Genomic DNA, 13982 nt, shown 5'->3' with positions numbered 1-13982 from the left:
TTCGTTTGTGTAAACAAAAGTCTGTGGCGGATACTGAGGTGCTTTCTTTTTCGGCAGATTTAGCTAAAGTGGTCAGAGCACCAAAGTGGTCAGATCACTTAGTTGAGTTGCAGTCTAACAAGAAAAGGGAAGCGATTATGCCAGTCTATCAAGCGCCGCTGCGCGACTATCAATTTATCCTCGATGAAATGTTACATATTTATCAGCAAGATGCACTCAAGGGATTCGATGAAATCGATCCAGATCTTGTCGATGCGATCCTGCAAGGTATGGCCGACTTTAGTACTGAAGTTATGTTACCGCTCAATAGTGTCGGCGATCTGCAAGGCTGTAAGTTGGTCGATGGTAAGGTGATTACACCGGAAGGATTTGATAATGCCTATCGGCAGTTTGTTGATAATGGCTGGCCGACGCTGACTTGCTCCCCTGAATATGGCGGCCAAGGTTTACCCGAAGTGGTGGGGATTTTTGCCACTGAGATACAAACGGCAACTAACATGGCTTTTGCCATGTATCCCGGTTTGACCCATGGCGCTTATGCCGCCATCTATGCCCACGGCAGTGATGCTCTCAAGCAAAAATATTTGAGTAAACTGGTTAGCGGTGAATGGACTGGGACCATGAACTTGACCGAGTCCCACGCGGGTACTGATTTAGCCTTATTACGCACCAAAGCCGTGCCAGTATCTGAAGGCGTTTTTGCTATTACCGGCGAAAAAATTTTTATCTCCTCAGGTGATCATCAACTCACCGACAACATAGTGCACCTCGTATTAGCTCGTTTGCCCGATGCACCTGAAGGTGTGAAGGGCATATCTTTGTTCGCCGTGCCTAAAGTATTAGTGAATAACGATGGTAGTTTAGGCGCGCCGAACACTTTATATGCCAGTGGCCTTGAACATAAGATGGGCATTCACGGTAACTCAACTTGTGTGATGGTATTTGAAGGTGCATTGGGTGAGCTTGTCGGCGAGCCGCACCAAGGACTGCGCGCCATGTTTACTATGATGAACCAAGCGCGTTTAGGCGTTGGCGTGCAAGGTCTGGGTGTCTCTGAGATTGCCTATCAAAATGCGCTAGCCTATGCCAAAGACAGATTACAGAGCCGTGCTTTAAGCGGTGCCAAAGCACCCGAAAAAGCCGCCGATCCGATTTTGGTTCACGGCGATGTGCGCCGCATGTTGCTGTCGCAAAAAGCCTTCAATGAAGGCGCAAGAGCCTTAGTTGGACAACAAGCTTTGTGGCTCGATGAAGCTGAGCGTCATAGTGATCCCGCCAAAGCCAAAGTTGCCTCCCAATTAGCGGCACTGTTCACGCCAGTGGTGAAAGGTTTTATCACTAACCGTGGTTTTAATGCCTGTGTCGATGCACAGCAAGTGTTTGGTGGACATGGTTATATTCATGAGTGGGGTATGGAGCAATTTGTGCGTGATAGCCGTATTGCACTGATTTATGAAGGCACTAACGGTATTCAGGCATTGGATTTAGTGGGACGTAAGTTGCTTAGCGACCGCGGCGCGGCGATGCAGCAATGGTCGGCGTTAGTGACAGAGTTTATTAAGTCACATAGCACGAATGCGGCGATGCAACCTTACGTGAGTGGTTTAATGGATTGTGCGGGTGATTTGCAAAAGGCTAGTGGTTATTTAGCTTCGCAGGCAGCGACCAATCCTGACATTATTGGCGCAGCTTCAATGGCTTATTTGGAGTTATTTGGGGTGACGGCACTGGCGTGGATGTGGGCCAGAAGTGCCGCGGTGGCATTAGCGGCGCTGGAGCAGGGCACTGAAGAAACCGCGTTTTACCAAGCTAAATTGAAAACTGCCGATTTCTACATGGCTTACTGGGCGGTGCAAGGTCGCAGTCTGCGTAAGCAAATCGAGCAGGCGAGTGAAATGCTAACTCAATTGGATGAAGCTATCTTTTAAGCATTCACCTTATAGGCTGAGTTAAGCCTTTGCTTAAAAACAGCTCAACAACAGTCAAAACCAGCGTCTTGTCGCTGGTTTTTATTTTTATATCGTTTAAATCTTTAACTTATTGTTTTTATTAATCTGCACGCAAGTACTCAGCTGGATGCTGTGAGTCTCTTTCTTATTCCACATTAAAACTTCCATCGAAGGTTTGTGTTATTGGCGCTCTCTTTCGTTTGAGTCATAACCAAACATAACAAGGATTATGTGGGCTGATGTCGATGATTTATTAAACACCTTTCACAATTGTGTAAGTTCAAATGATAATTATTGTTATTCGCAAATCATTCTTTATAATGACGGCCAATTCGTTTGAATACATTTGTAAACCCTTTGGTTTATGCCATTTTTATGCGCTCGCGCTGGGGACATTCTGTGAAGACTCGTTTCGCCTACTCATTAATCGCGCTTGCACTCGCTCAACATCAGTCGGCATTTGCCGCTGAAACCGTACCCGATAAAGAGGCTCCACAGCAGACCTTGTCTACGAGCTCACCAGTCCCCAGTCCTGCATCGACTCAATCCGCAGCCGATGGGGAGGTAAAACTCGCAGCACCTGAGCGTATTGCCGTCCATGGCCGCGCGATGCAAATGTACGTCGATAAAGAAACGACGGTTGGCACTAAGACGGCGATTAATGTGATGGAATTGCCGCAGTCGGTGCAAGTGCTGACCGAGCAATTAATCGTCGACCAAGCCGCGCGCAATATTACCGATTTATACCGCTCTATTGCGGGCGTGAGTGAGTTCAGTTATTCGGGCGTGACCTTTCGCGGTTTCCGCGACGATGCCAACGTTTTTTATGATGGGGTAAGGGGCGATCCCTATTCGGGATTTTCTGTGCCGCAACTCTTTAATGTGCAGCGGGTTGAAGTGTTAAAAGGTCCTGCATCCGCACTTTATGGCGGCGGTGAACCCGGCGGCATGATCAACTATGTCACTAAAAAACCAACCTTTGTCGAGAGTAAAGAGCTGACATTAAGCACAGGCAGCGAGGATATGATGGGGGGCTCGCTGGATTTCACTGGTGGCCTAACCCAAAATCTTGCCTATCGCTTTGGCGCCTATTATCAGCAGGAAGATAGTTTTCGCAATAATGCCGATAGTCAAAATGCCGAAGTGGCGGGTGGGTTACTCTACGAAATCAGTGATGATACTAAGCTCACTACCACTTTCGATATTATTAAGCAGGATTTAGGTGGCAATCGACTGCGCGGCGTTCCTGTCGATAATGACGGTAACTTCCTGGTTGCGCCATCCTATAATGCCAATGAGAAGAGTGACTTCCAGAAGATGGATGCACTGGTGCTGCAATCGATTCTCGATCATCAATTTACCGATAATTTCTCGGTCAAGACTCAGATCCGTTATCTGAATAATGATTCCACGCAGCAATATCATGAATCGAGAGGTTGGGCGACCTTAGATGCCAATAAAAAGCCCATTATGGGTGATGGCACCATTAAGCGTGAATACCGAGTTCAAGCACGGGCTAATGATGAAATCAGTTTAACCAATGATTTTGTCTATGCATTCGATGCTTTAGGTTTTGAACATGAATTCCTGTTCGGCGGCGACTATCACTATGTCGAAACTGAATATCAGTACAAATTGGCGACTGATAAAGATGGTGTTGGTAACTTGAATATTTTTGACCTTAACTATGGTGAAACCAACCCTAATAGTTACAACTTGAAGGATAAAAATACCGATGGTACCCGCGCTAACCGTTACGGCATTTATGTACAGGAACATCTGCACTTTAATGAACAGTGGTCATTGATTGCCGGTCTGCGTTTTAGCCAGTTTGATGATTATGATAAAAATACTGGTTTCTCCTTCAGCGATAACGCGATAACGCCAAGAGCAGGGCTTAATTATCGCCCAATTGATTCAATGTCCTTTTATTTGAATTACTCAGAGAGCTTCAATCCAGCATCTTTAACCAATCAAGCGGAAGATATTGGTGATGGTTTCCTCGAGCCAGAAACGGGCAATCAAATTGAACTTGGGATGAAAAATGAATGGCTTGATGGCCAGTTTATGACCACGCTCGCTGTGTATCGGATTGAAAAACAAAATGTCGCCCAAGCTAACCCTTTAGATACTGGCGATGACGATGGCATTCCCGCTTTACTTAATTTGGGTGAAGTACACAGTCAAGGCCTTGAATGGACGCTGGTGGGGGATTTAACCGATAACCTGACCGTCACGGCAAACTATGCCTATAACGAGACCGAAGTGGTTAAAGGGGTAACGAACGATAGTTTAACCAATACGTTTGATAGTAAGCACTTTGCCAATGCGCCGCGCCATCAAGCAGGGATATGGACCCGTTACGATATCAATGCACTCGATTCGGCGATTGCTTTTGGTATGGACTATGTGGGCGAGCAGTTCAGCCTCGATGGCCAAACGGTGAAGCCCCATACGATTTTTGACATGAGCTGGACGACCCAGTGGGATCAAACTCAAGTTCGCTTAAATCTTAAAAATATCTTCGATAAAGAATATGCCGTCAGTGGTTTTAGCGAGCGTAATGGCCATTTCCCCGGTGAGCCGCGTAATATCACGCTTGAACTGAGTCATAAGTTTTAATGCATTGATGTAAAAATAGCTTGTTCGTTAAGGATGATGAGCAAGCTGGAGCGAATGGGTTAATCTTGCGCGAATAACCGCCGTAGCTCTCTGTCTGTATTCGTGCCTTGAGCATGGATTAACCTTGTGTGACTTATCATCTTAATAGTTTTTATCTATTAAGATGATAGTTTCTATCCGTTATCATTTCTGATTCAGCTTGTTTAGACTCGCCTTATATGAATTATTCGATAAGGTTTTCCTATGCACGCCGTCAGCCACTTAGCCTCCAAAGACCCTCAATCTAACGCTAGCCCACAGGTGGCCCTGATTGCAGAAGGTGGTGGTCAGCGGGGTATATTCACCGCAGGCGTGCTCGATGCTTGGCTTGATGGCGGATTCGATCCCTTTGATTTGTTTATCGGTACCTCAGCAGGCTCACAGAATCTCAGCAGTTTTTTGGCCCGCCAAAAGGGGTATGCCAAACGCTTAATCCGCGGTTTATCGCGCCATAAACGTTTCTATCGACTTGGTCGCGGGTTAGTCGGCGGCAATGTAGTCGATTTAGATTGGTATTTTGAGCAGACTCGACAAGGGATGTTTAAATTAGATCTTAACGCGGCGGCAGCCTCACTCGGTCATCGGCAGTTACTGATCACAACTACGAATGCCAGTGATCGCAAAGGTTATTTTTTAAGTCCAAGCAGTAAAAGCCAGTGGCGCGAATTGCTAAAAGCTTCTAGCGCATTACCATTTTTGTATAAACAAGGGGTGAAACTCACGCCTTGGCTGAGTGACCGCGCCTGTAATAGCGACAAGGCTTCTAATAACGGCGCGGCTAATCATAACGCTTCTGATAACAGCGCCTCTGATCATGGCACTGCATTAAGCGAAGGTATTGATAGTGATTTTTATCTCGACGGCGGTTTAGCAGCGCCTTTACCTGTGCGTGAGGCCTATCGTCGTGGTGCCCGCAAAATTGTGGTGATCCGTACTGTGAGCGAGGATTTTCAGGCGCAATCGGCTTGGGTTCACAAATTAAAATCTTGGATTTGTGTTTCTGGCTTTTGTCCGAAAACCATAGATTACTTAGTGCAGCACGAACAAGCCTATCAGGATGAATTGGATTTCATCGCTAATCCGCCAGAGGATGTGGAGATAGTGCAGATTTTTGCTGCTGAAAATTTGCAAAGTAAATTGCTGGGCAGTACCGATGCGGATTTACGCCATGATTATCATGTGGGGCTGAGTGCTGGAAAGCAGTTTTTAAGCTTAGATCCGATGGCGTTGACGCAGAGTAATGCTTATTTTCAAACTCAAGTGCAAACCAACGCTCACACTCAAACCCACATTCAAGCTCACTCTCAAATCAAGCCATTCAGTGCGCTGTCGGCCTAGTTTGGTATTTTAGCTAAGTCACCATTTTGTACGTGAGTAAGCAATAAAAGTAAAAAGCATTAAAATACAAGCGCCACCCTAGGGTAGCGCTTGTGGTTGGCTGTATTAACCAGTTCATCAATCTAGCTCATTAACCTAATTTATGAACTTAGTCCTTCAACGTTAGGCTATTAATAACTTGAGGTGTGTACAGAGCGTACTGCTCGGCCTGATGGGTCGATAATGCCGCGTAAGCTTTCGTCCCAAGCCAATGCTTCTGGCGTTGAACAGGCGACGGATTTACCGCCTGGAACCGTTTCTGCAGCGCCGCTCAGTGGATAATGTTCCTCAAAGAAGCAGCGATAGAAATAAGCTTCTTTGGTTTCTGGCGTGTTGTATGGGAAACGGAATTTCGCGTTCGCCAATTGTAAATCATCCACACGCGCTGCAGCTTGTTCTTTCAAACCGTCAATCCAAGAGTAGCCAACGCCGTCACTGAATTGTTCCTTCTGACGCCACGCTACTTCTTTTGGCAATTTGTGCTCAAAGGCTTTACGCAGAATATGTTTCTCAATACGGCCATCCTTAGACATTTTCGCTTCAGGGTTGATGCGCATCGCCACATCCATAAACTCTTTATCGAGGAAGGGCACGCGAGCTTCTAATCCCCAAGCGGCCATGGCTTTGTTGGCTCGCAGACAATCGAACAGATGCAGCTTATCGAGTTTGCGGACTAACTCCTCGTGGAATGCCTGTGCGTTTGGCGCTTTATGGAAGTATAAATAGCCGCCAAATAGCTCGTCAGCACCTTCACCCGATAACACCATCTTAATGCCCATCGCTTTGATTTTACGCGCCATTAAATACATTGGCGTGGCAGCACGTATGGTGGTGACATCGTAGGTTTCTAAGTGATAGATCACTTCTTTAATCGCATCTAAGCCTTCTTGGAAGGTGAAATGGATCTCATGGTGAATCGTACCAATCGCTTCGGCGACCTTTTTGGCGGCGATTAAATCTGGCGCACCTTCAAGGCCGACGGCAAAGGAATGTAACTGTGGCCACCAAGCGTTGGTTTCGCCATCGTCTTCAATGCGGCGTTTAGCAAAGGTTTGCGTCACGGCGGAAATGATCGATGAATCTAAGCCGCCCGACAGCAACACACCATAGGGCACGTCTGACATTAATTGGCGCTTGACCGCCGCTTCTAATGCGTCACGCAATTCTTCTTGGCTGGCTGGGTTATCTTTAACCGCATCATAGCTTTGCCAATCGCGAGTGTAGTATTTCACCGCGGCGGCATCGCTTGAGTACAAATATTGGCCCGGTAAGAATTCTTCTACCGTTTTACACACTGGCATCAGCGCTTTCATCTCGGAGGCAACATAGAAGTTACCCGCAGCGTCACGGCCTGTATATAGCGGGATGATACCCATGTGATCGCGGCCGATAAGGTATCTGTCTTGGGCTTTGTCATATAACACAAAGGCGAAGATACCGTTTAATTTATCAAGAAATTCAGTGCCGTATTCTTGATACAGCGCCAAGATCACTTCGCAGTCAGAGTTGGTTTGATAGCTGTACTTATCGCCTAACTGGGCTTTCAATTCTTTGTGGTTATAGATTTCGCCGTTGACCGCGAGGATCAAACTGCCATCTTCGGTCAGCAGTGGCTGAGCACCGTGTTCAATGTCAACAATCGCTAAACGTTCGTGGGCAAGAATTGCCTTATCACTGGCATAAATACCTGACCAGTCAGGGCCACGGTGGCGCATGAGCTTAGACATTTCTAGCGCGACTTGGCGCAGTTCTTTGGCATCAGATTGGATATCTAAAATCGAAAAGATTGAACACATAGTACAACTCCCACACTGTCTGTCATTTGAGGATGTCTCAATTGAGGTTTAATGTGCCAGCAATTTAGGTATTTGCCAAATACTATTTTTGATGTTTTATCTGTTTATTGGTGTTTTTATTGATTTAGATGTTTGTGTTTAATGCTTTTATTTGATAATAATTCATTTAATTTGCGTTATTTTTTGATGATTTGTTTTTATTATCTGATTTGGCATGAGGGGTTTTGGGGAATTCACAATGTGTTTTAAAAAAGTATCGATGATAGAAAAACCGCTAAAAAAGACCTTAAACAATGAGTTGCCCCGTTTAAGTGTTTTATTTTTAATCAATTAATGCGCCGAGTTTGACATCAACCAATGGCATAAGACTATTCAGAATTGTGTGGCAGGATGGATATTTCGCGATAACGGCATTTTTTGTGGGCTGAAAACAAAAAAGCACGTGAATGGTTCACGTGCTTATAGGTCTTGTTTGGCGCTTTGGCTGGCGGAGGAGGCGCTTTATTTCAAGCAGACGTCAATAAGAGATGACTAACCCAACGGTCTCTCGCAAGAAGCTAAAGACTTAGCTTGTTATTTTGCGTCCGTTACCAGCGTTATTTTGGCTGGGCGCAGGCTATTGAATTCTGTGCCTTGATAATATCCCGGCCAATCTTGGCTGTTGCCCAATGTGCGTGTGACTTGGTAGTAGATTTGCAAGTCTTGCAGTGCGCCGCTTAAATCCCAATCTTCACGATATTCATCGCAGACATTGTGATAACAGCCCTTCATTGTGGCTTGCATCTGGGTTTTATAAGCAGCCGTGGCTTCGTCAACGGGGTTGCTACCGCCGCCGGCAAAGACGGCGGGCACGCCAAGTTTGGCAAAGCTGAAATGATCTGAACGGAAGAAACCGCCCGAAGCGGGATTTTTCTCACCCATGGCGATGCGGTTTTGTTGTTTAGCCGCATCGATAAGATAAGTTTCTAACTCAGATTTACCTTTGCCGACGATGGTGAAGTCTTTGGTTTTGCCATAGATATTAGTGCTGTCGAGGTTTAACACTGCCACGGTTTTGTCGATAGGATAAAGTGGATTGGCGGCGTAATAGCGTGAACCGAGTAAGCCCTGTTCTTCACCTGTGGTAGCGATAAAGGTGACCGAGCGCGCTAAACCATGGCCTTGTTTGGCATTGTCGGCTAATTGTCTGGCGATTTCGAGAATGCCGGCAGTGCCCGAGGCATTATCCATGGCGCCGTTATAAATTTGATCGCCTGCTTTCGTCTCGTCTTTACCTATGTGATCCCAATGGGCGGTGTAGAGGATTTGCTCGTTGGCTTGTGTGCTGCCGGGGAGTGTGGCGACCACATTGTAGCTATTTGCGTATTCGGCTTTATTTTTAAAGGCGATGTTGGCCGTTTGCTCAAGGGGTAAATTGATTGAGCTGTCGGCGGCGCGTGCCATTAAATTAGGCAGTGATAAACCGGCTTTATCGAACAGTTGTGTAGCTGCGTCCAGTGTAAGCCAGCCTTCGACTTGGATACGGCTATCTTGTTCTGCTTTACTGAGGACCAGATCTTGCTGTGGTCCAGTCCAACTATTTTCTATCACGGACCAAGGGTAAGAGGCGGGCTCGGTATCATGGATAATCAGTGCGCCGAGTGCACCTTGACGACTGGCCTCTTCAAATTTGTAGCTCCAACGGCCGTAATAGGTCATGGCTTTGCCGTTGAATTTACCCGAGTCAGGGCGAGCAAAGCCGGGATCGTTCACTAAGATCACCGCGATTTTGCCTTTCATGTCGAGATCTTGGTAATCATTCCAACCATATTCAGGGGCATTCACCCCATAGCCGACGAAGACTAATGGTGCGTTCTCAATACTAATACCACCGTTATCGTGGCGACTGCTGAGCACTAGATCTTTTCGGTATTTAAAGGGTAATCCTGCCAGCGTGACTTGCTGCGCTTCATCTGCGGTATAGCTCACCATAGGCACAGGTTGTAAAAAACTGCCTTGGTACGCGCCCTTGAGTCCCATCTCTGTAAAGGCTTTGGTCAAATAATCCAAGGTGAGTTTTTCACCGTGAGTGGTGGGCGCGCGGCCTTCAAATTCATCGGATGACAGGGCTTTAATATCATTTCTAAAGCGCGCTTCATTAAACTGCACTGGTTTGAGTTCAGCCAAAGTGCTGTTGCCATCAGGCTGTGATGCATTCGGACTACAGGCACTGAGCATGGCCAACGCACAGAGGGGATACAGACGTCGCATAGGTTAATCCTACTGTTGTTTTAATTAAGGTATTTTAGATTTCTGTTAATCAATCAGAAGCGAGACTTATCATGAAGCAAGCCGCTGTGAGCCACAAGGCTGAGAAGAAGGTGAATATGTTACTTAATGTTGCTTTACCCTATGCAATACGCCTTTGGGCGAGGCGTGTTGCATAGGTAATATTTAAGCGACTGGCAAGGATGAATTGCTAGACGTAGGATTAGACATCTGTTTAAACAACGTCAATATCGCCCGCGCAGGCAAACACATGGTTCGGGCGGAAGGGTTCTTTGTCGATATCTTCAAGTTTACTCACGCCGCTAGTGACCAGAATGGTTTCAAGCCCAGCTTGGAAGCCCGCCAAAATATCGGTACGCATATTGTCGCCTATGATGACAGTGTCTTCCGAGTGTCCATCAATATGATTAAGCGCCGAGCGAATAATCCAAGCACTCGGTTTGCCCACGTAGAAAGGTTTTTTACCGGTAATACGTTCGATGGGCGAGCAGAGTGCGCCACAAGCAGGGCTGTAGGCTGGACCATGAGTATCGGGATTGGTGGCAATAAAGCGCGCGCCGCGTGCGATGAAGCCTGCGGCTTTATGGATCATCTCCCAGTTGTATGAGCGGGTTTCACCGACAATCACAAAATCGGGATTAATATCGGTAATGGTAAAGCCTGCTTTGTAGAGTTCGTGGGTGAGGGCGCCTTCGCCAATGACATAGGCCTTGCTGCCTTCTTGGTGTTTTAAAAAGTCGGCGGTTGCCATGGCAGAGGTGTAAAAGCATTCTTCAGGAATATCAATACCGGCGGCACTTAAACGGTTTTGCAGATCCTTACCCGTTTGTACGGGATAGTTAGTCAATATTACTAACGGATTGCCTTGCTCTAAAATGCGCTGGATAAATTTGTCGCTGCCGGGGATCAGTTTATTGTCGTGCAGTAGTACACCATCGATATCGCAGATAATATTTTTCATCTAATAGTCTCTTGTCATGCCGATCAAAAATCACTTTTTCGTTAAGTTATCTAATGCCACATTGCCTCAGAAAACAATGCTTTTGTTGAAAATAGTTAAAAAAATAGAGACCCGAAGGTCTCTATTTTTTTGATTGGTACAACTTTCGGTCAAGTGGAACTAATCGGGCGCGTAACCGCTTGGGCCGATAAGGTTGCCATCGAGATAGGCTTGGCCATTTTGCATGTTAAGACGTTGCTGACTAAACCATTTCACCACGAGCGGATAAATAGCATGTTCTTGCTCATGCACGCGGGCGGCGAGCATATCAGCCGTATCGTCTTCATAAACAGGCACTTTGGCCTGTAATATCACTGGGCCAGCATCCAGCTCTGGCGTGACAAAATGCACGCTGGCACCATGTTCGCTATCGTTTGCGTCTATGGCACGTTGATGGGTGTTTAAGCCAGTGTATTTAGGTAGCAGCGAAGGATGAATATTGATCATGCGACCTAGGTAATGATTCACGAAATCATCAGTTAAGATCCGCATAAATCCCGCCAACACGATTAAATCGGGCTGATACTTTTCAATCACTGTCATTAAACGTGCATCGTATTCAGAGCGAGATTCACCTTGATGAGCTATCACGCAGCTGGTATCAATTTCGCCATGATGGGCGCGCACTAGGCCATAGGCATCGGGTTTATTACTGATGACTCCGACAACTTCGGCCTGCAGATTATCATCGCAACCGTCGATAACCGCTTGCAGGTTACTGCCATTCCCGGAAATTAATACAACTACACGACAGCTCTGGGGCATTACAGGATCTCCACTTGCTCTTCATTGCCTTCACGATGTGCGATAGCACCGATAAGCCATGCTTGTTCGCCTTCTGCAGCCAGTAATGCAAGTGCTGCATCCACTTTATCGGCTGGCAGCGCGACTAACATGCCGACGCCACAGTTGAAGGTGCGATACATTTCGTATTCTGCAATGTTGCCATTTTCCATTAACCAACTGAAAACAGCGGGCCATTGCCATGAATCGCCTTGGATAACCGCTTTTAAATTATCTGGCAGTACGCGTGGGATGTTTTCCCAGAAGCCGCCGCCAGTAATGTGCGCCATCGCATGGACATCAGATGCTTCAATCAGTTTGAGCAATGATTTTACGTAAATTTTGGTTGGCTCAAGTAGATGTTCAATCAGCGGTTTGCCGTTGAGATCTAGCTGAGGGTCTGCTTGGCTCACTTCTAATACTTTACGTACTAAAGAGTAACCATTTGAATGAGGGCCGCTTGAGGCTAATGCAATAAGTGCATCACCCGCTGCCACTTTGCTACCGTCAATAATGTCGGCTTTTTCAACTACACCCACGCAGAAACCCGCTAGGTCGTAATCTTCACCTTCATACATGCCTGGCATTTCAGCGGTTTCACCGCCAATTAACGCACAACCAGATTGGAAACAACCTTCGCCGATGCCGTTGACGACGGACGTTGCCGTTTCAACATCGAGTTTGCCTGTTGCGTAGTAATCGAGGAAAAACAGTGGCTCAGCGCCTTGGACGATCAGATCGTTCACACACATGGCAACTAAGTCTATGCCGACAGTGTCATGTTTTTTATAGTCGATAGCTAAACGTAATTTAGTCCCAACACCATCGGTGCCAGACACTAAAACCGGTTGTTTGTATTTAGTGGGGATTTCACACAGGGCGCCAAAACCACCTAAGTTGCCCATAACTTCTGGACGACGGGTACGTTTAACGGCTGCTTTAATGTTACTTACCAGTGCATTACCTGCATCAATATCAACGCCGGCATCTTTATAGCTCAGTGGGGTAGGTGTGCTCACGGAGGGATCCTCTCGGGTACATCGTTATTGGATTTTATGCGGCGGTATTCTACCAGCTTGTGCTAGGGGTCGAAAGTCATGATTTGGATTTATGCCCCTCGGCGGAGTTTTTTTGGTCTGAATGCGAGATATTCTATTTTTAGAGGTATTGAGTTTGGTCACAAAATAGTAAATCACAGTAGGTATCTTAGACGATTGGGGATTATTCTTGCGAGATAGCTCACGATTAGACCGAATGGCAAAACTTTCTGTTTTACCTAGTAAACAAATCAACTAGAATCTGAAAAATTTGCCTAAAATAATACGCCGAAAAATAAGCAGGAGAGAAAAATGAAAGTTGTCGAGGTTAAACATCCTTTAGTGCGTCACAAAATCGGTTTAATGCGCGAAGGTGACATTAGCACTAAACGTTTCCGTGAACTAGCCGCCGAAGTGGGTAGTTTATTAACCTATGAAGCTACCGCAGATTTCGAAACTGAAACGGTGACGATTGAAGGCTGGAATGGTCCGGTTGAAGTCGATCAAATCAAAGGTAAAAAAGTCACTGTCGTGCCAATTTTACGTGCGGGTTTGGGTATGATGGACGGCGTACTCGAGCACATTCCAAGTGCGCGTATCTCAGTTGTCGGTATTTACCGTGATGAAGAGACCCTTGAGCCAGTGCCTTATTTTGAGAAGCTGGCCAGCGACATGAACGAGCGTATCGCCTTAGTTGTCGACCCTATGTTGGCGACAGGTGGTTCTATGATTGCGACCGTCGATTTATTGAAAAAGCGCGGTTGTACTTCAATTAAGGCCTTAGTGCTAGTGGCTGCGCCTGAAGGCATTAAAGCCTTAGAAGCGGCGCATCCGGATATCGAATTATATACTGCCGCTATCGATAGATGCTTAAACGAGAAAGGTTATATCCTGCCAGGTCTGGGTGATGCGGGCGATAAAATCTTTGGTACTAAATAGCCGAAGTTACTAAATAATCAGAGTTGCTGATGCTCAATTGAGCGGATGTGGTCAGTAAGGGAGCCTAGGCTCCCTTTTTGTTTTTGTTCAATACAGTAATAACAACTTTATCTTAAGCTGCTAAAGTTTAGGATAAGGTAAATAATAATTATCTATTGAAGTTGTTTTTATT

At 46.2% G+C, this 13982-nt stretch carries 9 protein-coding genes; 4 read left to right on the top strand and 5 right to left on the bottom strand.

The genetic code is table 11. The features are described from left to right. Positions 1 to 137: 137 nt before the first annotated feature. From HQQ92_RS11590 to HQQ92_RS11580, 3 genes are all read left to right on the top strand, one after another. Positions 138 to 1928 (top strand): acyl-CoA dehydrogenase C-terminal domain-containing protein, encoded by a 1791-nt coding sequence (locus HQQ92_RS11590; RefSeq protein WP_173245453.1) that lies wholly within the window; start codon positions 138 to 140, stop codon positions 1926 to 1928. Positions 1929 to 2324: 396 nt separating this feature from the next. After that, positions 2325 to 4571, top strand: a complete 2247-nt coding sequence (locus tag HQQ92_RS11585; protein ID WP_173248653.1) for a TonB-dependent siderophore receptor — start codon at positions 2325 to 2327, stop codon at positions 4569 to 4571. A gap of 243 nt (positions 4572 to 4814) precedes the next feature. Next, positions 4815 to 5948 (top strand): patatin family protein, encoded by a 1134-nt coding sequence (locus HQQ92_RS11580; protein ID WP_173245450.1) that lies wholly within the window; start codon positions 4815 to 4817, stop codon positions 5946 to 5948. A gap of 170 nt (positions 5949 to 6118) precedes the next feature. On the opposite strand, the gene asnB is transcribed toward HQQ92_RS11580, so the two are convergent. The 5 genes from asnB to purM form a co-directional block, all read right to left on the bottom strand. Next, positions 6119 to 7783 carry an asparagine synthase B gene (gene asnB / locus HQQ92_RS11575; RefSeq protein ID WP_105252850.1) on the bottom strand — a complete coding sequence of 555 codons (1665 nt, stop codon included), beginning with the start codon at positions 7781 to 7783 and terminating at the stop codon, positions 6119 to 6121. Between the two features lie 573 nt (positions 7784 to 8356). Next, the gene (locus HQQ92_RS11570; RefSeq protein WP_173245447.1) at positions 8357 to 10033 is read right to left on the bottom strand and encodes a M28 family metallopeptidase; all 1677 of its coding nucleotides are present in this window, start codon (positions 10031 to 10033) and stop codon (positions 8357 to 8359) included. A gap of 232 nt (positions 10034 to 10265) precedes the next feature. Beyond that, entirely contained in the window at positions 10266 to 11012 is a 747-nt protein-coding gene (locus tag HQQ92_RS11565; RefSeq protein ID WP_028760358.1) for an HAD-IIA family hydrolase, read from the bottom strand. A gap of 159 nt (positions 11013 to 11171) precedes the next feature. Then, entirely contained in the window at positions 11172 to 11816 is a 645-nt protein-coding gene (gene purN / locus HQQ92_RS11560) for a phosphoribosylglycinamide formyltransferase (protein ID WP_028760357.1), read from the bottom strand. Next, on the bottom strand, positions 11816 to 12853 hold the full coding sequence (gene purM, locus HQQ92_RS11555; protein ID WP_028760356.1) for a phosphoribosylformylglycinamidine cyclo-ligase: 1038 nt from the start codon (positions 12851 to 12853) through the stop codon (positions 11816 to 11818). The genes purN and purM overlap by 1 nt, the downstream gene beginning before the upstream one ends. Before the next feature lie 330 nt (positions 12854 to 13183). Between purM and upp the strand changes: the two genes are divergently transcribed. Continuing rightward, a complete protein-coding gene (gene upp / locus HQQ92_RS11550) occupies positions 13184 to 13810 on the top strand; it encodes a uracil phosphoribosyltransferase (RefSeq protein ID WP_011789711.1) in 627 nt (208 codons plus the stop codon). The last annotated feature ends 172 nt before the right edge of the window (positions 13811 to 13982 follow it).

Source organism: Shewanella sp. DC2-4 (genome assembly GCF_013248875.1).
Taxonomy (GTDB): domain Bacteria; phylum Pseudomonadota; class Gammaproteobacteria; order Enterobacterales; family Shewanellaceae; genus Shewanella; species Shewanella oncorhynchi.
This window is presented reverse-complemented; position numbering and strand designations above follow the sequence as displayed.

Coding starts and splice junctions, on each gene's coding strand:
- HQQ92_RS11590 (WP_173245453.1), top strand. CDS start 138: ATGCCAGTCTATCAAGCGCCGCTGCGCGACTATCAATTTATCCTCGAT.
- HQQ92_RS11585 (WP_173248653.1), top strand. CDS start 2,325: ATGCGCTCGCGCTGGGGACATTCTGTGAAGACTCGTTTCGCCTACTCA.
- HQQ92_RS11580 (WP_173245450.1), top strand. CDS start 4,815: ATGCACGCCGTCAGCCACTTAGCCTCCAAAGACCCTCAATCTAACGCT.
- asnB (WP_105252850.1), bottom strand. CDS start 7,783: ATGTGTTCAATCTTTTCGATTTTAGATATCCAATCTGATGCCAAAGAA.
- HQQ92_RS11570 (WP_173245447.1), bottom strand. CDS start 10,033: ATGCGACGTCTGTATCCCCTCTGTGCGTTGGCCATGCTCAGTGCCTGT.
- HQQ92_RS11565 (WP_028760358.1), bottom strand. CDS start 11,012: ATGAAAAATATTATCTGCGATATCGATGGTGTACTACTGCACGACAAT.
- purN (WP_028760357.1), bottom strand. CDS start 11,816: ATGCCCCAGAGCTGTCGTGTAGTTGTATTAATTTCCGGGAATGGCAGT.
- upp (WP_011789711.1), top strand. CDS start 13,184: ATGAAAGTTGTCGAGGTTAAACATCCTTTAGTGCGTCACAAAATCGGT.